The sequence below is a fragment of the Myxococcus stipitatus DSM 14675 genome, assembly GCF_000331735.1.
Taxonomy (GTDB): Bacteria; Myxococcota; Myxococcia; order Myxococcales; family Myxococcaceae; genus Myxococcus; species Myxococcus stipitatus.
Genome location: NC_020126.1, coordinates 1975029 through 1994144 on the forward strand (window position 1 = coordinate 1975029; position 19116 = coordinate 1994144).

18 protein-coding genes are annotated in these 19116 nt (G+C 67.7%); 7 read left to right on the forward strand and 11 right to left on the reverse strand.

What is annotated here, in order from left to right; translation table 11 throughout:
- Window positions 1-70: 70 nt before the first annotated feature.
- From MYSTI_RS07880 to MYSTI_RS07910, 7 genes are all read right to left on the reverse strand, one after another.
- Entirely contained in the window at window positions 71-1852 is a 1782-nt protein-coding gene (locus MYSTI_RS07880; RefSeq protein ID WP_015347188.1) for a DUF4215 domain-containing protein, read from the reverse strand.
- 125 nt (window positions 1853-1977) lie between these two features.
- Complete coding sequence (locus tag MYSTI_RS07885) at window positions 1978-2172, reverse strand: hypothetical protein (RefSeq protein WP_015347189.1); 195 nt, start codon at window positions 2170-2172, stop codon at window positions 1978-1980.
- 66 nt (window positions 2173-2238) lie between these two features.
- Complete coding sequence (locus tag MYSTI_RS07890; RefSeq protein ID WP_015347190.1) at window positions 2239-2439, reverse strand: hypothetical protein; 201 nt, start codon at window positions 2437-2439, stop codon at window positions 2239-2241.
- 50 nt (window positions 2440-2489) lie between these two features.
- Window positions 2490-3173, reverse strand: coding sequence for an SdpI family protein (locus tag MYSTI_RS07895; protein WP_015347191.1), 684 nt, complete (start codon window positions 3171-3173; stop codon window positions 2490-2492).
- Window positions 3170-3457 carry an autorepressor SdpR family transcription factor gene (locus tag MYSTI_RS07900; RefSeq protein WP_015347192.1) on the reverse strand — a complete coding sequence of 96 codons (288 nt, stop codon included), beginning with the start codon at window positions 3455-3457 and terminating at the stop codon, window positions 3170-3172. The genes MYSTI_RS07895 and MYSTI_RS07900 overlap by 4 nt, the downstream gene beginning before the upstream one ends.
- Before the next feature lie 219 nt (window positions 3458-3676).
- Window positions 3677-4516: an NAD(P)H-binding protein gene (locus MYSTI_RS07905; RefSeq protein ID WP_015347193.1), complete on the reverse strand. Its 840-nt coding sequence runs from the start codon at window positions 4514-4516 to the stop codon at window positions 3677-3679.
- Window positions 4513-5298: an SGNH/GDSL hydrolase family protein gene (locus MYSTI_RS07910; RefSeq protein WP_201768954.1), complete on the reverse strand. Its 786-nt coding sequence runs from the start codon at window positions 5296-5298 to the stop codon at window positions 4513-4515. Before MYSTI_RS07910 ends, MYSTI_RS07905 begins: the two co-directional genes overlap by 4 nt.
- Before the next feature lie 124 nt (window positions 5299-5422).
- Here MYSTI_RS07910 and MYSTI_RS07915 point away from each other — a divergent pair, with 124 nt between their 5' ends.
- Entirely contained in the window at window positions 5423-6352 is a 930-nt protein-coding gene (locus tag MYSTI_RS07915) for a LysR family transcriptional regulator (RefSeq protein WP_015347195.1), read from the forward strand.
- A gap of 31 nt (window positions 6353-6383) precedes the next feature.
- Here the strand turns inward: MYSTI_RS07915 and MYSTI_RS42950 are convergent, their stop codons facing one another.
- Window positions 6384-6704, reverse strand: coding sequence for a hypothetical protein (locus tag MYSTI_RS42950; RefSeq protein ID WP_015347196.1), 321 nt, complete (start codon window positions 6702-6704; stop codon window positions 6384-6386).
- 360 nt (window positions 6705-7064) lie between these two features.
- A complete protein-coding gene (locus tag MYSTI_RS07920; protein ID WP_015347198.1) occupies window positions 7065-9047 on the reverse strand; it encodes a S9 family peptidase in 1983 nt (660 codons plus the stop codon).
- A 536-nt stretch (window positions 9048-9583) separates the two neighbouring features.
- On the opposite strand from MYSTI_RS07920, the gene MYSTI_RS07925 reads away from it, so the two are divergent.
- From MYSTI_RS07925 to MYSTI_RS07945, 5 genes are all read left to right on the forward strand, one after another.
- The gene (locus tag MYSTI_RS07925; RefSeq protein WP_015347199.1) at window positions 9584-9952 is read left to right on the forward strand and encodes a hypothetical protein; all 369 of its coding nucleotides are present in this window, start codon (window positions 9584-9586) and stop codon (window positions 9950-9952) included.
- A 192-nt stretch (window positions 9953-10144) separates the two neighbouring features.
- Complete coding sequence (locus MYSTI_RS07930; RefSeq protein ID WP_015347200.1) at window positions 10145-10450, forward strand: putative quinol monooxygenase; 306 nt, start codon at window positions 10145-10147, stop codon at window positions 10448-10450.
- Between the two features lie 136 nt (window positions 10451-10586).
- The gene (locus MYSTI_RS07935; protein WP_015347201.1) at window positions 10587-12533 is read left to right on the forward strand and encodes a hypothetical protein; all 1947 of its coding nucleotides are present in this window, start codon (window positions 10587-10589) and stop codon (window positions 12531-12533) included.
- A 497-nt stretch (window positions 12534-13030) separates the two neighbouring features.
- On the forward strand, window positions 13031-13798 hold the full coding sequence (locus MYSTI_RS07940; protein ID WP_015347202.1) for a zinc-dependent metalloprotease: 768 nt from the start codon (window positions 13031-13033) through the stop codon (window positions 13796-13798).
- 418 nt (window positions 13799-14216) lie between these two features.
- Complete coding sequence (locus MYSTI_RS07945; RefSeq protein ID WP_015347203.1) at window positions 14217-15683, forward strand: FAD-dependent monooxygenase; 1467 nt, start codon at window positions 14217-14219, stop codon at window positions 15681-15683.
- A 25-nt stretch (window positions 15684-15708) separates the two neighbouring features.
- Here MYSTI_RS07945 and MYSTI_RS07950 read toward each other — a convergent pair whose 3' ends face one another.
- Complete coding sequence (locus MYSTI_RS07950; protein ID WP_015347204.1) at window positions 15709-17157, reverse strand: FAD-binding protein; 1449 nt, start codon at window positions 17155-17157, stop codon at window positions 15709-15711.
- A 163-nt stretch (window positions 17158-17320) separates the two neighbouring features.
- On the opposite strand from MYSTI_RS07950, the gene MYSTI_RS07955 reads away from it, so the two are divergent.
- Complete coding sequence (locus MYSTI_RS07955) at window positions 17321-17998, forward strand: DUF4241 domain-containing protein (protein ID WP_169558612.1); 678 nt, start codon at window positions 17321-17323, stop codon at window positions 17996-17998.
- A gap of 12 nt (window positions 17999-18010) precedes the next feature.
- Here MYSTI_RS07955 and MYSTI_RS07960 read toward each other — a convergent pair whose 3' ends face one another.
- Window positions 18011-18991, reverse strand: a complete 981-nt coding sequence (locus MYSTI_RS07960; RefSeq protein ID WP_015347206.1) for an alpha/beta fold hydrolase — start codon at window positions 18989-18991, stop codon at window positions 18011-18013.
- Window positions 18992-19116 lie beyond the last annotated feature (125 nt).

The window sequence follows — 19116 nt, forward strand, 5'->3', positions numbered from 1 at the left end:
GCTCCTCCCTCGTGCGTGAGGCAGGCCCGGCTCCGGAGCACGAGGACCCCGGGGCCGGTCGCTTCACGTCTCAGCCAAGCTCTACCTTGCAGGTGGTGTCGCAGCCGTCCTGGTCCTGGTTGTTGCCGTCATCGCACTCCTCGCCAGACGTCCCCTGAAGAAGTCCGTCACCACAGCGAGGCCCCAGCACGCAGCCCGGTGCGCACTGGCCGTAGCCGCCGTCATTCACGCCGTCATCGCACTGCTCATCCGGGTCGACGAAGCCGTTGCCGCAAATCCTGATGCACTGGGTGCGGCGGGTGGAGAAGTTGTTGAGCGTTATCCGGTACGAGGACCCGGTGGTGTAGCGCTCGGCATGGAACACCGCGACCTCGTAGACACCGCCCTGCCTGAGTCCGAGCTGCGCGGCGTGCTGCGGCAGAGTGAGGGTGCTCTCCTCGGGCCCGTGGACCCCGCCCATGTCGACCGCCAGGATGCGATTGACGAACACCCAGATGTCGTCGTCGCCCCGGAAGGTCAGGACCTCGGTGCCCTTGAATTCGAACCAGTAGCGCGTCTCGCTGGTGAAGCTGAAGTTCCGCCACCGGACGGGCGTGCCGGAGTCGCTGCGCCGAGGTTCTCTCGCGTCGGCCACCCAGCCCAGGTCGTCCAGCGGGAAGAAGCTCGGCGCGTCGTAGAGGTACGAGCCGTTCGGCTGTCGCTGGAGTGTCAGCTCCGCGACCACCGCCCTGTTCACGGGGTGCGTGGTGACGAACCACTGGGCGAAGGTCGTGGCGCCGTGAGTCGTGGTGGAGGGCATGCCCTCCTTCGCGTAGTCGGGCTTGCCTGCCGCATTCAGGCGGTTCTTCACGATTCCCAGCTCCGGGCCGTCGTGCTTGTTCTGGAAGTCGATGTGCCCTTCCGGCAGGTCGTAGCCTCGGAAGTCGCGGTAGACGATGGGGAGCTTCACCGCCTGGGGCGGCTCCTGGTCGATGACCTGACAGACGAAGCCCGGCTCCAAGAGGCACGTCGGCGAGCAGCCGTCATGGGCGCGCGTGTTGCCATCGTCGCACTGCTCGGTGGTGCTGCCGGGCAGAATCACTCCGTCACCGCACGTGGCCACACAGACACCGTCGGTGCAGCGAGGTTCCTTCACGCACAGCGGGGAGCACCCGTCACCCGTGTCGGTGTTTGCGTCGTCGCACTCCTCGGTGCCCTCGACGATCAGGTCGCCGCAGAGGGTGTGGGTGCACCGCTCGCCGATGACCGGGCACTTGTACCCCTGCTCCAGGCGGCAGGTGCTGTCGCAGCCATCTCCCGCGACGATGTTGCCGTCCTCGCACTCCTCTTCGCCGGCGATGATGTTGTCGCCACACCCCGCGGCCTGGCAGGCGCGCCCGTTCACCGGGCAGTTCCACCCGGGCTCCAGGGCGCAGCTCGAATCGCAGCCGTCGCTGCTCGTCGTGTTGCCGTCATCACAGGCTTCAGGAGGCTCACGTGTGCCATCGCCGCAGACGGGGCTGGGGCTTCCCGCGTCGACAGGACCGGCGTCAGGTTCAGGCTGGGGACCCGGGCCCCCATCCGAGGGCGTGCCCGAATCCTCTCCGCTGTCGGGCGTGCCCGAATCCTCTCCGCTGTCGGGCGTGCCCGAATCCTCTCCGCTGTCAGGCGTGCCCGAATCCTCTCCGCTGTCGGGCGTGCCCGAATCCTCTCCGCCGTCGGGCGTGCCGCTGTCCGGACGGGACGCATCCGGGAGGGAGGCACCGGCGTCGTCTCCGGCGGGAGCGTCCTTGCCTTCGCATGCGGAGAATGTAAGGAAAAAGGCGGCGAGCAGGGCGCTCAGCGGCCGTGAAGTCACGCGAGTCATTGGCATGGGTGTTCGTGAAAGCGATAGGGGTGATGCCGGGCTTGAACGCAATTGGGCGAAGCTTGACGGGATGATGTCGGCGGGGGCTGACATCCGTCGGCGTCCGCGAAGTTGCAGCGTGGTGACAGATGCTATCCTGTCCAGACGCTCTTGCAGGAGGTGTGCTGGAGTGGGTGGGGCCCCGCGTCATTGATGGAGTGGCCCCCGGCGTACTCTCCGGTGTTCTCCGCGAAGATGACCGGGGCAACGATGAGGTCCGGGCCGTCGACGCCGTCCCGCAGCGGCTGGACGTCGAGTTTCCTCACCCGGCGCTCGGAGAAAGGCACCGGGTCCTCGTCGGTGACCTCTGCCGCACATGAGTCAGACGGCCTGGTGATGACCCACCGGAGGTCTCACTCATCCGGCGTGGGACCCTCGCGCGCGGAGAGGAGGAAGGAGCAGAGTTTCTCGACGACTCGCACGTCCACGTGGCCGGGAATCATGTACTCGGCGGGCCCTGGTTTTCCGTCCCCGGGGATGAACAGGTGGTTGCTGCCAGGCATCGTCACCACGTCGACGCCATCGACCTGCGCAAGCCCACGTCTCGGCACCACGCGTTCGCTGCTTCAGCGTGTCATGGAGATCGTGAAGCATGGCCCCTCCTTCAGACAACGCGATGCGAGCCCGCCCCGTCCTTCGGTCCACGCTTGCCCCCCTCGAGGCGGCGATAGAGGACGTACGAGTAGACCACGGGGGTCACCGCCGCGAGGGTGACAGCCGTCAGGAGAGGGGCCGAGCCTCCGCCGAGCAGCCCCGAGACGAAGACAACGACTCCCGCGAGGACGAAGAGCCTTCCTCCCAGACGATGCGTGCGCAGCCAGACTTCGTCGCTCGCGAGCGTCCAGGGCGTCCGGATTCCACAGAAGAAGTTCTTGGTGAACTTCCCCATGTAGTTGCCGAGGACGACGAGGAGCAGGCCCGTGAACATGGGAACCACCCGCGCCATCGGCACGGGCACTCCCATGCCCACGAGCAGGACCAAGGCGTTGAGGAGGAAGAGGAATGCCACCAGCACGGTCTGGATGCCTTCGAAGACACCCAGGAACCGCGCCACGCTGAAGTCCCTGGGCGAAATCCTCGGCACCGCCACCAGGATTCCATACACAGCCGCCATCACCAACGGGACGACGAAGGGCCCCCAGGGCTTGGGCACGTGCCCATCCACCACCCCCTCTGCATTCCAATGCGTGGGGATCGACTCCGGCAATCTGTCGTAGAGCACGAAGGCCAGCGCGAACGACACGATGACGAGTCCCAGGCTCAGCATATTGGCTCGGCTGATTCTCATGACGACTCTCCATTCCCCTTGGCGACCTTGAAGAGGTCGAGAAGGACTGCCGCTACGTCCTCGAACACGGTGGTGTTGAGGGAGTAGACGATTTGCTGTCCGCGGCGCTCACAACGCACCAGGTCCGCCGCTTTGAGCACGTTGAAGTGATGCGAGAGCGACCCCTTCGTGATGTCGAACGCCTCCGCGAGCTCTCCCGCGGACTTCGAGCCGCCCTGCAGGAGCTTGAGCACCTTGCGCCGGGTCGGGTCTGAAATGGCCTTGAAGACCTCCTGCGTTCGCATCACGACCTTTCGACATTTTGATTGCTTTCAAAATAACGACCGGAGTAATCCTGTCAAGGGGACGCAGGGGAGGGCATCCGGCACGGCGCATTCCGGGGAGGTGCGCCCCAAGTGGAGACGGCCTTCAAGACGCGCGGGGCACGCGCAGGGCACTCGCTTGTTCGCACCGCTGCTGGATGGATTCCTGCGCGGTGCGAGGCTCCCGTCGAACGGGAGTGTTCAGCGAAACACGCGTGCGTGCTGCCCGACCCAGCGGTCGAAGGAGAGCGGCCTTCGTCCGAGGACTCGTTCCACTCCTTCGCTGACGAGCGCCATCCTCCCTTCGCGGATCGCACGCCAGATATCGACGAGCGCCGCGGCGTACGGGCCTCTGCCAACTCCGGCCTGGGCCTCCTCATCGGATATCGACTCGAAGCGAATCGTCTTTCCGAGGGCGGCGCCGATCCGGCTGGCCATCTCGCGGTAGCTCAGCGCCTCCTGCCCCGTGATCACCAAAGACTCTCCGGCGTACTCGCGTGTCGCCAGGGCGCTGGTGGCCACCTCGGCGATGTCGTCCGGATGGATGAAGGCAATCTTCCCTTCGCCCGTGGAGGAACGGAGCACGCCCTCGGAGGATATCGAATCGGCCCAGCCGAGCATGTTCGACATGAATGCCGCCGACCGGATGAGCGTGAACGAGAGGCCGCTCTCTCGAACGGCCGTCTCGCCGCGCGCATGCCACGGGCCCGTCCCCACGCCCGTGCTCACGTCCAGCGTCGAGAGCTTGACCAGGTGCTTGACCCCGGCGGCCCTCGCGGCGAGCGCGAACGTGCGATCCCAGACACCGAGCTTGGGACCGCTGTTCAGGAGGAACGCGGCATCCATCCCCTCGAGGGCGGCGGTGAGAGAAGCACGCGAGCCGGCCAGATCGCCGACCCGGACATCGACGCGATCACCGAAGAGCGCTCGTGCCTTCTTCGCGTCGCGCACGAACACGCAGGGGCGCTCACCCCGCGCAAGAAGGCACCGGGTGACTCCCGAGCCGACGTTGCCGGTCGCGCCCGTGACCAGATACTTCATCGAGCCCTCCCGTCGGCCCAGCCGCGCACGACTTCGAGCGCGATGCGCTTCTGTCCCTCCTGCGTGAAGTGAAGCCCGTCCTCCAGGTGCAGCTCCGGCGGGGGCGGCAGGCCGAGCCTCTCGAAGAGATGGATGACGGGCTCGTCGAAAGCGGCAATGGCCTCGGCGACACGGGCGATGTCCTCGTTGCGGAAGCGAACCCCGAAGCGGGACAGTCCCCAGTGCTTCGACACGCGCTCTTCGAGCACCGGCGGAGGAGTGACCCACAGACACCTCGCCTTCGTCTCCCGGGAGACGCGCTCGCGGAGCTCCGCGAGGTTGCGCGCCGTCTCCTCGGGCGCGACGAGCGTCTTGCTCGGCGCCGGGCCTTGGGTTCGAGCGTCGTTCACGCCGATGAAGAACAAGAGCCAGTCCGGGTTCCTCGCGATGACCCCGCCGATTCGAATCAGGCCGTGTGTTGTCGTCTCGCCGGCGACAGCGCTGACGTCGACCAGGATTCCATCCGCGGGACGGCGCACGGCCAGCAACTCGCTCAGGATCACCGCCCACGACTGTGGATCGGAGGTGAGGCTGTCGCCGAACGCGAGAACCCTCGCCCCCGGCCGCAAGGGAAGGCGGTCCACCATCTCTCCCACCGAGGGATCCTCGAGCAGCTCGTGCGCGGCCTCCTTCGCGCCGGCCCTCAGGCGTCCGAGCTCGGCGGAGTAGACGTCCGGAGCGAGGCCGAGCAGGGCAGCACGCATCGGCTCGGTGAGCGTCGCGGCTCCGGGAAGTGATGCCACGGTTCTTTCTGGCTGGAGCACCTTCATGAGCCAGCGCGTCTGTTCGGTCGACCCTGTCATGCGCAACGAGATACCGGACGGGACAAGTGCGCACTAGTATGCGGATTGGGAACGGACTCTTGTCATGCGTGCAAAAATAGACCTGGACCTCAACGACGTGGCGCTGCTCGTGCGCGTGGTGCAACGGAGGAGTTTTTCGGCTGCTGCTCGTGAGCGCGGGGTCCCCGTCTCGACGGTGAGTCGCCGCATCGCGCGGCTCGAGTCGGCGCTCGGCCTGCGGCTCCTCGAGCGCACGACGAGGTCGCTTCGACTGACGGACGCGGGGCGGAGGTACTTCGACCATGCCGAACGCGCGATGGACGACCTCGCGCAAGGCGCCGGGCAGATTCGTCAGCTCCAGGATGAACCTCGAGGCCGCGTTCGCATCGCCGCGCCGATTGCCTTCGGCCCCGCCGTCGCGAGCGCGGTCTATCTGTACCTTGCCAGGCACCCGAGCGTGTCGGTCGACCTGGAGATCGACGGTCGTCGCCCCGACCCCGACAGCGGCTTCGACATCGCGGTCGTGACGGAGAAGCCGAGCGACACCGACGACTTCGTTGCGCGTGAAGTCCGCCCCATGACCCGGAAGCTGCTGTTCGCGAGCCCGCAGTACCTGAAGGCGCACGGTACGCCTCACGGAGTCGAGGAGCTCGCCGCTCACGACTGCATCGCGACGCGCGCCACGGACGGCCACGCCACGTGGACGCTCGCCCAAGGTCGCACGAAGCGACGTTTCACCTTCGCGCCGCGCCTCTACGTGAGCGAGTTCTCCGCTGCCTATCGCGCGGTGCTCGCGGGCGTCGGCATCGCGATGCTTCCCGAGTCACTGTGTGCCCAGGATGTGAACAAGCGGCACATGGCGCGTGTCCTGGATGGCTGGGAAGGGGAGGCCGCGGGGGTCTATCTGCTCTACCGCGCCCATCGGTCGCTGACGGCGGCGGTGCGGACCTGCATCGACCACCTGCTCGTGGAGCTTCCCGCCGTCCGTCTGGTCGGCAGTGCGCGTGAGCGCTGACCGGGAGCTTCTCGTGTCAGCCGTCTCCCTGTCACCGCGAGCAGCTCTTCGCGCCCCAGAAGCTCGCACGGACGAGGTGGTCGAGGCCTTGGTTCGGTACCGCATGGTGCGGCTCGACGCGGTTCGGCGCGGAGCGGCTTGCCTGTGGAATCCTTGCCACCCAGGCTCCGCGAAGCATCGCCCTGCCAAGGTCGAATGACCTGATTCCCAGCGACGGAATCACCTGGAGGAGTGGGGTAGGAAGCCCGCGGGCCGCGCCCGTCGGGTGCATGGAGAGAATGGCCGCCGGACGCACGTTGGCCAGCCGGGCCAGCTTCAGCTCCGCCAGCCTGTCTTCCGCTTCGGCCTTCACCCGTGACCTCCTCATGGAGGAGGTGCGCTTCGTCCCCGCTCCCGAGAGATAGACAAGGCTTGCGTCAGGGCTCTCATGCCCTCGCGATGGGCGAAGTCCGACCCGGAGAGTTCGCGGAGCCTGGTGTGGGCGATGCCCAGGGGACGGCGCGTGATGGACCGGACCTCTGACCCACCGGGGGCCGCAAGGCAGGCCTGGATGGCACCCTGGCCCGCGGTGCCCGTCGAGCCGAAGACGACCACGATGTGCCCCTTGCGGGTCGGGTCTTGAGTCATGGGGCTCCTGATGTCGAGGCCCCCTGATGCAGCGGCCGGATTGGGGAAGGGCCGGGACACCCTTCCCCTGTGCCCAGGATGCTGTCTACTTCGCCGTGCCGCCGGATTGGCGGACGACGGCGCTGGAGCCCGGCACGCGCCCTTCTTTTGGCAGCGGCTCCAGCCTGCCCCCGAGGTGCCGCGCCAGGAAGGACTCTACGCGCGCGTGGTAGTCCAGATTGTTCTCGGGCCGATAGAAGCCATGGCCTTCGTCGGGATAGAGCACATACGTCACGTCACGCCCGGCCTTCTCCATCGCGGACACCATCTGCTCGGACTCCGCCTGCTTCACCCTCGGGTCGTTCGCTCCCTGCGCCACGAGCAAGGGGATGCGAATCTTGTCCACGGAGAAGACGGGCGAGGTGGCTCGGAGCCGCTCCTGCTCGGCCGGGTCCTCCACGTCGCCCACTCGCTGGGCATACGAGCCTCGGATGACTTGCCACTGCGGTGGGAAGGACTTCAGGAACGTGAAGAGGTTGGAGATGCCAAAGGCATCCACCGCGCAGCGGTACACCGAGGGGCTGAAGGCCGCGCCCGCGAGCGCCGCGTAGCCGCCGTAGGAGCTGCCCATGATGGCGACGCGCGAGGCATCCACCTGGCCCTCCTTCACCGCCCACGCCACCGTGTCCTCCAGGTCGTCGTTCATCGCGCGGCCCCACTGGCGGTTGCCCGCGTTGAGGAAGGCCTTTCCCAGCCCCGCGGAAGAGCGGAAGTTGACCTGGAGCACCGCGTAGCCCCGGTTCGCCAGCCACTGCACCTCCGGGCTGAATCGCCAGGTGTCTCGCGTCCATGGGCCGCCATGCACCAGCAGCACCGTGGGAAGCGGACCCTCCGGTGCGTCCACGGGTCGTGTCAGGTAGCCCGTCAGCGTCAGCCCGTCGCGGGACTTCAGCTGGAAGGGCTTCATCCGGGCCAGCGGCGCCTGTTCCAGCGAGGGCTGGTTGGAGAAGAGCAGCTCGGCGCGGCGGGTGGACCGGTCGTAGGTGTAGTAGCGCAGGGGCGCGGCGTCCTGCTCGAAGGCCACCACCCACCGGCGGTCCGCGCGGTCGCGGCTGACCAGGGAGAAGTCTCCGTCGCCCATTCGGCCCAGGACCTCGAAGTCCTCGCGCAGGCTCGGGTCCAGCACCTTCCACCGCACGTGGCCGTCGGTGTTGAAGGCCACGGCCTGGACCACCTTGCGCTCGGGGTGGAAGAGGACGTCGAACACGTCAGAGCCCGCGTCTTCCGCGAGCACCTTCTCCGCGCCCGTGCGCAGCACCCGCTCCACCACGCGCGAGGTGTTGGAGCCGTGCGGACTCTTCAGGTAGACCTTCGCGCCGTCGCGCGAGAAGCCGATGAACCCCATGTACTGGGGGAAGACGTTCTCCCGCAGGGGCACCTCCAACAGCGTCCGCCAGGGGGTGCGCGGGGAGTCTCGAACGCGCAGCACGGTGGTGCCGTCTGGCTTCTGCGCCAGCGCTCCGCGCACGTCCAGCTTCGCGTCCGCCGTCCAGGTCATCACGTCGCCCGGGTCCTGCGTGTCGAGCGTGATGGCGCCGGTGTCGAGCGACACGCGGTAGATGTCCGAGCTCGTGCGCGCTCGGAGGTTCATCGTCACCAGGAGCTCTCGCGGCGTGGTGGGAGAGGACTCCAGCATTCGGGCGCGGATGCCCTGGAACGGGGTCAGGTCGCGCACCACGCCCGTCGAGAGGTCGGCGGCGTAGACATGGGTGTTCTCATCCCCGTCGGAGTCCTGCGGGTAGAGGAGGGTGCGCGAGTCCTGCGACCACTCGTAGTACCGGACGCCCCGCTGAGGTTCCTTCGTGACGGCGCGGGTGTCGTCCTGGCCTTGCAGCGTCCGCACCCAGACCTGCATGACGCCCTTCGTATCGGGCGCGACCCAGGCCAGCTTCTCTCCGTCCGGCGACAGTGTGGGTTTGTCCCGGACGGCGTTGCCGAACAACAGCGTTCGAGGAATCACGGGCGGCGATTCCGCCAGCGCGGGTACGGCCCACAGCATCAACACCATCACCCCACGGTGCAGCAGCATCGAGTCTCCCAGCGGCGGCGTCCTTCGGGACGAAAAAGCAGCGTCACGCGGCCTGAACACCCATCGGGGCTGCCTATTTCTCACTCCTGCTTGTCCTGGGGGCGTCGGTCGGGTCCACCGGTCAGCGCAGGCCCGTCGCGTCAGGGCGTGAGTGGACTCGGTGCGCGTGCGGCCGCGATGAGCGGACGCACGGGTGTGAGAGAGGGAAGCGGGTGACGGGATTCGAATCCACGCCACCCGCTCGAGATGCGGATGCTCTTCCCCTGGGCTACGGAGGCGTGTTGTCTGCCATTTCCGCTGAGCGCGGCGGACCTCGTGCCGTCAGGGGGACGCTGTGCGTTGAATCCAGCGGGCCCTGAAGGGCTCGGGCTCTCCAGGCCCGTGCGTCTTCCTTCTTCAGGGTGCAGCGCAGGAGGCGGTGCGAGTGCGGGGCCGCGGGTCGTTCTCCTCCGCGTGGAGGCACCAGCGGCGGAACGAAGTGGCCGGCCGGGTTCTGGGCATGACGTGATGACCCGAATGGGGGAGAGTTCGTTGTCATGCGCAACGTCTCGATGCCCGCCCTGCTTCTCTCGATACTTGCCGTGGGCATCACCATGGCCGTGGCTGGAGCGTGGGGAATGGGAATGACGCGCGTCCGCGTCATCAATGCGTCCGAACGTGAGCTGCGGAGCTTGGAGGTGAAGTTCCCGGGACGCGTATGCCATTACGAGAAGGTCGCCCTTCAAGCCGAAGTCCGGTGCGAGGGGCGGGCGGACCGGGATGGGTACGTCGAGGTCTCGTATCGTCTGGGGGAAGGGGCAGCGCAGCACGTCGTTTCGAAGGAGTACGTCAGTCCCTCGATGGGATGGCGAGGCTCCCTGCTGCTGCGGCCCGATGGAAGCCTCGACGCCACCGAGTCTCGGTAGCTCCCGCGCGACCCTCTCCCCTCGGAGACTCTCGAGCCACGCGCTGCGCTCTTGAACGCGCAGGACGAACCGTGTGCGAGACATCCCCACGCGTGTGGCCTGCTCACCGACGGCCCCGATTCGAGCGGCCTTGCTTCTTCTGGTCGCTGTCATAGGACGTCAACCCCACCGCTGACGAAGAAGGACTCAACCATGGTCGTGGAGTACATCCGTTATGACGTCCCCACCGAGCGGGCCGGAGCGTTTCTCGAGGCCTACCACCACGCGGGGGAGCATCTGCGCGCCTCACCTCATTGCCTGCGCTACGAAGTGAGCCGAGGCGTCGAGGAGCCGCACCACTTCATCGTCCGCATCGAGTGGGACTCCGAAGAGGGACACCTCCAGGGGTTTCGTCGGAGCCTCGAGTTCCGGAAGTTCTTCGAGCTCGTGAAGCCCTTCGTCTCCGACATCCAGGAGATGAAGCACTATCGCGTCGAGAGCGCATGGGGCCGCCCCTGAGCACCCCGCCTCCGTTGGATTGACCTGCTTTTTGTGAGGCATATATCGTCGCTTCTCCGGCGGCCCGGCATCCCCGGAGAAGCTCGCGTGAGGGGATGCGACCTGCCGTGTCCACGGCGACAGCGAGGAGGGGGCGATGCATCCGAGCCGTTCCAGTGCAGGTGCCCTCGCGGCCACGCTCGCGCTCATCTGCGTCGCCTGTTCGAGCGAACCGCCCGAGCGCCCGCCCTCGAGACCGCCGAGCCTGATGGCCATCGGCCCGCCCCCCGCGCCCGCGCCACCTCCTCCTGAGCCCGCCACACCCGCCCCACCGACGCCGGCCGCGCAGGTGCCTCCTCCCGCGTCAGCGCCCGAGCCCTCGCTGCTGCTCTCCGACCCCGCGGAGCTCATCCTCCTGGAGCAGCAGGGGCTGTCCTTCGGCCAGCAGCTCGGCGCACCCGCCGAAGATGCACAGCGTCTCCTCGACTCGCCACGGTATGCGTCCTTCGTCTCCGTCATCGAGCGAGACCTCGCGGAGCTCTCCAGTCGAGACGGCATCGCTCCCAGCCAGTTCCCGCTCGACCCCCAGCGCCTGAACTATGTCTTTGATGCGCGGTGGCTGCGCTCACCTCGCGCGCGCTTCCAGTTGGTGGGCGTGGTCAACCGGCTCGACATGCGGTTCTCGACGCCCAAGGAGTGTGGCCAGCTCCGGCTGATCTACCGCCTCTCGCTGCAGCCGGAAGGCCGCCCCGTCGTCCGACTGCCAATGACTGTCAACGTCATCCGGCCGGTGCCCCTGGCTCCAGGGGGAGGTTGCAGGGCGATGGCCCAGCAGTGGCGCGCACTGCCCTCGACCGCCTCCGAGCGAGTCGCCGCGGTGAGGCGCCTGGTGACCCAGCTGCCGCCCATGAGCGGCCTCGAGACGAACTTCCAGAACCTGCACGGGCCGGGAACCCCCGACGCGGATGACCATGCGGAGTACGTCCTCAGGTCCTTCGATGTGCGGCGGGAGCGACTCGTCCCTCGGCCACTCCTCAACACGCCTCGGGCGGACCTCAACGCGGCGGAGCGGAAAGCGCTGGTGGGCTGGATCGTGAAGAGCTTCATGGACATCGACGCCGGGCGCTCCGTTCTTCCGGAGCGGTTCCTGGCCACGCGGGCCATCTCGGTGAGCCCCCGAGGGCTCTCCCGCCCCGCCAATCGCGTCTTCAGCTCCCTCCTCGACGCGGAGCTCGACTCCCGGGTGTTCGCGGAGCTTCCCTATGGCAAGGCGAAGCAGGTTCGCTCCCCTCGGGGCCTGTTGAGACGGCTGGATGGCTTCACGTGCACGGGGTGCCATCAAAGCCGCGCCGTCGCGGGCTTCCACCTCCCTGGCGAGGAGCGAGACCCGGACCAGACGTTCAACGCCCTCGCGGTCGGTGTCTCGCCGCATCTGCATGAGGAGCTCGGCTGGCGGGGACGGATGCTCGCCAGCGTCGCGGAGGGGACATCCTTCGTTGAGCCGAGACCCTTCCCCGAGCGCGCCACCTCCGCCGGTATCTATGGCTCACATTGTGGTCTCGGTGACCCGAGCTTCGCGGACTGGACGTGCCAGGCGGGGCTCGAGTGCCGCGACAGTCACCACGACGAAGTCGGGTTCTGCGCGCCAGCCATCCCGTCCTCCGGTGACGCGTGCGAGAACGCGCGGGTGGTCGCACGTCCCGGTGCGAGCGGTGACCAGCTCGTCGCGGACCCTCCCGAGGTGTGTCAGGGGCAGCCTCCGGACAGCATTCCGTGCATCACCAATCGCTACGGGTTCCCGCTCGGGTCTTGCTCCGTGGCGTGTGCCCAGCCAGGCACGCGCACGGGCTCCTCGGTGTGCGCGATGATGCTCGTCTCCGGCTATGAGCAGGTCTGCTTCCCTCGGGAGGAGCCGATCGAAGACTGCGTCCGGAAGCAAGGGCTCACGGCCGCCATGACCACGCGCGCCTGCTCCGTCGACGAGCCCTGTCGCGATGACTACGGCTGCAGCCGCTACCCAGGCAGCGCCCCCGGAACCGGGGCCTGCGTACCGCCCTACTTCTTGTTCGACTTCCGGGTCGATGGCCCCAGGCTCGACCGCTGACGGGCTGCTGATTCGGCAGGGACGGATGCATCTGCACGGCGGAAGGGAATCCCCTCCGCCGTGTCTTCAAGAGATACCCTCCACCGCGCAACAAACTCGGAGGCGTTGCGTCGTGACTCTTGACGCAGACGCACCACGGCGGCATTTTCGTTCAACAGCGCATTGTTTCACCGGGCTTCGCCCCTCGCGTGTTCGCGGGTGAGCGCGACCCCAGGGTCAATGGCTGATGGAAAGACACCACTGTCCGAAACGGGAACGCTCGCGCGCGTGAGACAAAACCGCTTTCAGGGCACCGCTTTAAGCCCTCGGGTGTCACGTCTCTTTACGCCCCCGGTGATGAGACATGGAGTGCCGGTGCTCCAGGTAATCCATCGAATGCCGGCTATTCCATTCTATCGGACTGTGTGGCCCGACTGTTGCTCCATGCCTGAGCACGTTGACCGCGGCTGACGGGAAGTCAGGCGGCGGCGTAACCCCCTGAACCAGAGGAAACGGAAATGCTCAAGCAGGCGGCAGTCCTCGTGGTGAGCTGTGGTGCCCTGATGGTTGGCTGCGGTACCGACATGGAGGACAAGAACCAGGAGATCGTCTCCAATCTGGTCAAGGCGGGCTACCCGGCCAACGACATCATGGTCGTCGACGGCGAGGTGTTCGTGGGTCAGGACGCCCACGTGACGCTCGAGGCCTCCCGCGAGATGATCGCGACGGGCGAGGAGACCGAGGAGCACTACCGGACGACGAACCTGGTGAGCTCCTCCGTCCGGAAGATCTGCATCAACCCCACGGCCGGCTTCAACAGCTACAGCCGCCTCAGCCAGGGCCTCGACCTGGCCATCGCGAACTACAACGCCCTGGGGCTCAGCTTCACCCTGGCGCGCGGCCCGACGACGGGCTGCAACGCGAACATCACCGCGACGACCATGTCCGGCGCCGGTGGCTCCGCGGGCTTCCCCTCGGGCGGCCTGCCCTACGGGACCATCAACATCGGCACGGGCCTGCAGAGCTACAGCGTGGACGTGAACGAGCACGTCATCACGCACGAGATTGGCCACTGCATCGGCTTCCGTCACTCTGACTACTACAACCGCTCCATCAGCTGCGGCAGCGGCGGCAACGAGGGCGCCGCGGGCGTGGGTGCCATCCTCATCAACGGCACGCCGGCCACCGCCACGGTGGGCGGTTCCATCATGAACTCCTGCTTCCGCTCGACGGAGTCCGGTGAGTGGACCAGCACGGACATCACCGCGCTGAACGTCCTCTACTAAGACGTCTCGTGCCTGCCCCCTCGTCTGGTCATTCGTTCGAGGGGGCAGGTGCAACACGTGGGCGCCGCGTTCCTGGGCATTCTGGCCCGTGGGGATGCTCGACGAGCGAGGCTTCCAAGGCCCGTGCTTCGACAACGCGGAGGGCCTCGAGGCCGTGTGTGTCTCGGCCTTCCTCGGGCGGCCCTCGCTTCAACTTCGCTCGAATGATGGAAGCTCTCCGCTAGGAGGCGGGCAAGGACCCTCAGCCGCGCATCGAGGTAGTCCACCCGCCGCTGTCGAGCCAGGGCCCCTCTCGGTGAACACCATCGACATGCCCGTCTGACTTGCCTCAGCAGATGCCAGACCCCGGGTATTGCCGCAAGCCCCCCTCCGCGTGCTCCACCCTTGCCCGTTTCATCCCAGAAGCGGGAGGACCGGCATGGTGACACAGCATGCAGTGGTGATTGCGGGAGGGGGCCCGACCGGGCTGATGCTGGCCGCGGAGCTGGCGTTGGCGCGGGTGGAGGTGGCCATCGTCGAGCGGCGTGCCAGTCAGGAGCTCGTCGGTTCACGCTCGCGTGGCCTTCACGCGCGGAGTCTGGAGGTGCTGGCTCAGCGCGGGGTCGTCGAGCGCTTCACCTCGCAAGGGCAAGCGGTCCAGAACGTCGCGTTCGGTCAGACGCTCCTGGACCTCAGCGACTTCCCGACGCGTCACAACCACGGGCTCGCGCTCATGCAGGAGCGCTTCGAGCGCATCCTGGCGGACTGGGTGGGGGAGCTGGCGGTGCCGCTCTACCGGGGCTGCGAGGTGACGGCCTTCACGCAGGACGACACGGGCGTCGAGGTCGTGCTGTCCGACGGCCGAGGGCTCCGGGCGCAATACCTGGTCGGGTGCGACGGAGGGCGCAGTCTCGTCCGCAAGTCAGCGGGCATCGACTTCCCGGGGTGGGACGCGTCGATCAGCTACCTCATCGCCGAAGTGGAGATGACGGAAGCGCCCGCGTTCGGCATCCGCCGGGACGAGAAGGGCACCTACGCCATGGGCAAGCTGGAGGACGGGCGTGTGGGGGTCGTGCTGAGAGAGGAGCAGGTTGGAACGGGGGACGCGCCGACCCTCGAGGGGCTGCGCGCGGGGCTCATCGCGCTCTACGGGACGGACTATGGCCTGCGCGGCGCCACGCACGTCTCGCGGTTCACCGACATGACGAGGCAGGCGGCGTCCTACCGGGACCGACGGGTGCTCCTGGCGGGTGACGCGGCCCACGTGCACTCACCCATGGGGGGACAGGGGCTCAACCTTGGCGTGCAGGATGCCGTGAACCTCGGGTGGAAGCTGGCGCAGGTCGTGCGCGGCGTCTCGCCGGAGAGCCTGCTCGACACGTATCAGGCGGAGCGGCACCCGGTCGCGGCCCGTGCGCTGCGGAAGACGATGGCGCAGACCGCGCTCAGCCGAGGCGACGCGCGGATGGAGGCCGTGCGCGAGACGCTGGCCGAGCTGCTTCGGATGGACGAGCCCCGCAAGCAGTACGCGGCGATGATGTCGGGGCTGGACGTCCACTACGACCTGGGCACCGGACACCCGCTGCTCGGGCGCCGCATGCCGGACCTCGACCTGGTCACCGCCGAGGGGCCTCGGCGCGTGTTCCACCTGTTGCACGACGCGCGGCCCGTGCTGCTCGACCTGGGTGAGCGCGGTGCTCTCGACATCACACCGTGGGAGGACCGGGTTCGGAGAGTCGCTGCTCGCTATCAGGGGACGTGGGAGCTGCCGGTGCTCGGCGCTGTCGCCGCGCCCGTCGCGGTGCTGATTCGACCGGACGGGCACGTCGCGTGGGTCGGGGAGGGGACGGACCAGGGGCTGCATGAGGCCCTGGCCCGGTGGTTCGGGGCACCGCGGGTCGCGTAGGGCGGCCCGCTTCAACGGGGGCTGCTCAGAAGATGCCCTGTCCCGGCGTGAGGATGTGGTCCGGGTCGTAGCGCCGCTTCGCGTGCTCGAACCGCTCCCAGCTCGGGTGGAAGTGGCGGCGCCAATCGGCGGGGCTCAGCGACACGGCGTCGACGGGGTAGATCTTCCCGCCGACGGCCGTGAGCCGGTCGAAGATGGCGCGGTTCTTCTCCAGGAGGGCCGCGACATTCTCCGGCGTCGGCGGGATGGCGGTGCGCAGCAGCGAGAAGAGGAAGACGTGTCTGTCGTTGGGCGTGCGCAGGAAGGGCGTGGTCAGCGCCGAGGAGCGGAAGGGGTAGATGAGGATGGGCCCCTGCCCCATGTCGGCCTCGGTGGTCTGTGAGAGGACCTCCTGGACGAAGGCCTCGGCGGACCGGGCGGGGACGAACATGTCCAGCCACGGGTGCGGGAAACTCCAGACACCGAGCTGCTTGAGCAACTCAATCAGCGGCGCGAGCCGGTTGACGAAGTCGAAGTAGCTGCCATCGCTCACCTGGAGCGTTCCCGGCAGGAAGCCCAGGCCCGCGAGCAGTCGCGAGTCCTCCGGCTCCGAGCCCGGGGTGAAGTACTTCACGACCTCGAGCTGATACGCCCAGCCCCCGTTGGAGGGGGAGGCGGAGCCCTCGACGTAGTCGAAGCGGCCGTCCTCGATGAGTCGGCGCTGGTCCTCCATGAAGCGGTGGAGGTCGTCGTACCGCGCGAGGTAGGTGCGCGCGCGGGGAGGGACCGCGACGAGCCGCACCCGCGCTCGCACGATGATGCCGAACTGGCCCAGGCCCGAGCGCACGGCGTCGAACAGGGGCCGCTCACGCCAGCGCGAGCAGCGCACGAGCTCACCCCGGCCCGTGACGACATCCAGCTCCAGGACGTTGTCCACCTGGAGGCCGTGGCGGAACGCCTGCCCGCCGATTCCTCCCGCCGACAGCGTTCCTCCGATGCTCAGCTCGATGTAGTCGGTCAGCACGGGCGGGCTCTTGCCGCTGGGGAGCGAGGCCTGGAGCAACTCGTGCCACCGGACACCCGCATCCACCCACGCGCTGTCCTCGCCCACCTCGTGGATGGTCGCCAGCGCGGACATGTCGATGACGATGCCCGCCGGCACCTGGGACTGGCCGAAGGTGCTGTGGCTCTCACCCAAGCCGCGAGAGGCGGCAATCTTCAATCCCTGGCGCCGCGCGAAGCGGACCATGGCCACGATGTCCTTCACCGAGCCGGGGACGAGCACCGCCCATGGCGTGCGGTGGATGATGTGACCGAAGTCCTCCGTGGCCGCGGTCCGCGACGCCGCATCCATCAGCAGCTCGCCCGCGAGTGGGGGCAGGGGAACCGCGTCAGCCTCCATCGTGGAAGCCCAGCTTCGGCTCAGGGGATTGAAGGCCACTGCCACCAACGCACCTTGAAGCAACGTTCTCCGGGAGACGGTTCGACTCGACATTCACTCCTCCTTCGACGTCGGAGATTTCTAGCCCGAGGCCGCGCTCTCAACAATTGCCCCTCGTGGGGGGCAGGCTCCTCCACGAGCGCCTCGTGACAATGGGTGTCCCGCTCGTCAGGTCGGCGTGGTACGAGGTCCGCCTCCACGTCGGACAGGCATGCACATGAGACATCTCAAACGGTGGGTCCTCGCGGCGACATTCCTGCTCACTGGCTTCATGTCCTCCACGGCTTCGGCCGGTGGGAAGGTGGGATGGCACCTGCTCGGAAAGTTCTTGGTGGTGTCGGGACAGATGCGGGTGAGCGACCCCTGGTACGAGAAGGCGCCCCCGGGCAGCGTTTTCGACCTGTCCCGGGTGCTGGCCGTGAAGAACGGGCAGTGGCAGGCCGCGGCGCATCTCACGGACGAGGGGCCCAACGGGATTCGGGTGGCGGAGCTCGTCGCGCTTCACGTCACGACCCCGACGAAGTCGCTGAAGTGGAGTCCGGACGTGCTGACCGTGAGCGTCGACTCCGGCATGGCGGGCTTCTGCGATGACAAGTATTTCCGCGATGTGAGCCAGGTGCCCCCTGGGTATGTGCCCCAGCGGCTCGGGCGCAAGCCGAAGGTCGGCGATGTCTGGTCTGACTACGTCACGGAGGCGCTGATTTCGGAGCGTCAAGCGAAGATCATCCCGTTCGGAGTGCTGTCCCGTACGGGGGACGGAGATGGAACGTATGAGGTTCACGTTGCTCGCGGAGCGGACGGAAGCATTGATGGCGTCCGGCTCATCTATCTGAAAGGCGAAGACCCGAAGAGGCTCCGCACGTCATTGCAGGTCCTCTTCGGGCAGACGAAGTAGGGGTGGGCCCCTTCAGGGGGCCTTCCACAGCCGGAGCGCTTCCTCCGCGATGATGTCCGGGTTCTCCTCCTGGAAGAACAGCTTCCCTCCCGGCACGAAGCGAATCCCCCGGGAGCCAGGGAGCGTGCGGTCGAGGTAGTGCGCGTCCTCGTTCGGGAAGATGTCGTCGCTCTGGCCCCAGACGATGCGCACCGGAACGTTCGTGCGAAGCAGCTTCGCCTCGATTCCCGCCAGCGGGTTGGGGACAAACGCCGTGTGGAAGGCGTGGTACTGCGCTTGCCGCTTCGGCGTGCTCACCAGGGGCGCGGCATAGGTCTCGATGACCTCGTCGGTGAGGATGGCGGGGTTCTGGAAGGCCGCATTCCCGAGCGTCGAGCGGGCCAGGTCCGGGTCCGTGAGCCACGCCGCGGTGGCCGCCGCGAGCGTCCCAGCACGCGCCAGCTCGATGACCGGCATGACCTTGGGCGGAGGGCTGTTGGGCTCGGTGTCGCAGTTCGTCAGCAGGAGCGTCCGGACCCGCTGCGGGAACTTGACCAGGAAGAGCTGGGCGACGGCGCCGCCGCTGTCGCTCGCGACGATGTCGACCTGGGAGACGCCGAGCGAGTCGAGCAGCGCCGCGAGCATGTCCGCCTGCGCGGCGGCGTCGAGCGGCTGGGCCTCGGGGACGTCCGAGTAGCCGAGCCCCATGAAGTCGGGCGCGATGCAGCGCCGCACGTCGCACAGCCGATCAAACGCTCCGCGCCACTGGAAGCCATTGAGCGGCGCGCCATGGAGGAACAAGGCCGCGTCACCCGCGCCACGCTCCACGTAGGCAATCCTTCCGAACGAGAGCGAGGCGAAGCGCCGCGCCGCGCTCCAGGCCGCCGCGTCCGTCCCGTGGGGCGCCGTGAGGCCCGCCAGGGGGGTGTGGGATTCAGGGTGTGAGGCACAGGCGCCGAGCGTGCTGGCCGCGAGGGCGAGGCCCGCGAACTCGAGGAAGAATCGATGTTTCAAGAGGAGCGCTCCAGTGGGAGGGAACGCGCCAAGGATTGCAGCGGGCCCTTTTCCGCGCGCACACACCCGGCCGTTCTCGGGCACAAACGGATGATCTTCCGTGTTGCGGTCGGGCCGCCCCAAGA

Bases quoted from the DNA above. Each gene is read 5' to 3' on its own strand.
- MYSTI_RS07905 (WP_015347193.1), bottom strand. From the start codon at position 4,516: ATGAAGTATCTGGTCACGGGCGCGACCGGCAACGTCGGCTCGGGAGTC.
- MYSTI_RS07945 (WP_015347203.1), top strand. From the start codon at position 14,217: ATGGTGACACAGCATGCAGTGGTGATTGCGGGAGGGGGCCCGACCGGG.
- MYSTI_RS07920 (WP_015347198.1), bottom strand. From the start codon at position 9,047: ATGCTGCTGCACCGTGGGGTGATGGTGTTGATGCTGTGGGCCGTACCC.
- MYSTI_RS07880 (WP_015347188.1), bottom strand. From the start codon at position 1,852: ATGCCAATGACTCGCGTGACTTCACGGCCGCTGAGCGCCCTGCTCGCC.
- MYSTI_RS07935 (WP_015347201.1), top strand. From the start codon at position 10,587: ATGCATCCGAGCCGTTCCAGTGCAGGTGCCCTCGCGGCCACGCTCGCG.
- MYSTI_RS07955 (WP_169558612.1), top strand. From the start codon at position 17,321: ATGAGACATCTCAAACGGTGGGTCCTCGCGGCGACATTCCTGCTCACT.
- MYSTI_RS07925 (WP_015347199.1), top strand. From the start codon at position 9,584: ATGCGCAACGTCTCGATGCCCGCCCTGCTTCTCTCGATACTTGCCGTG.
- MYSTI_RS07940 (WP_015347202.1), top strand. From the start codon at position 13,031: ATGCTCAAGCAGGCGGCAGTCCTCGTGGTGAGCTGTGGTGCCCTGATG.
- MYSTI_RS07950 (WP_015347204.1), bottom strand. From the start codon at position 17,157: ATGTCGAGTCGAACCGTCTCCCGGAGAACGTTGCTTCAAGGTGCGTTG.
- MYSTI_RS07915 (WP_015347195.1), top strand. From the start codon at position 5,423: ATGCGTGCAAAAATAGACCTGGACCTCAACGACGTGGCGCTGCTCGTG.
- MYSTI_RS07895 (WP_015347191.1), bottom strand. From the start codon at position 3,173: ATGAGAATCAGCCGAGCCAATATGCTGAGCCTGGGACTCGTCATCGTG.
- MYSTI_RS07900 (WP_015347192.1), bottom strand. From the start codon at position 3,457: ATGCGAACGCAGGAGGTCTTCAAGGCCATTTCAGACCCGACCCGGCGC.
- MYSTI_RS07930 (WP_015347200.1), top strand. From the start codon at position 10,145: ATGGTCGTGGAGTACATCCGTTATGACGTCCCCACCGAGCGGGCCGGA.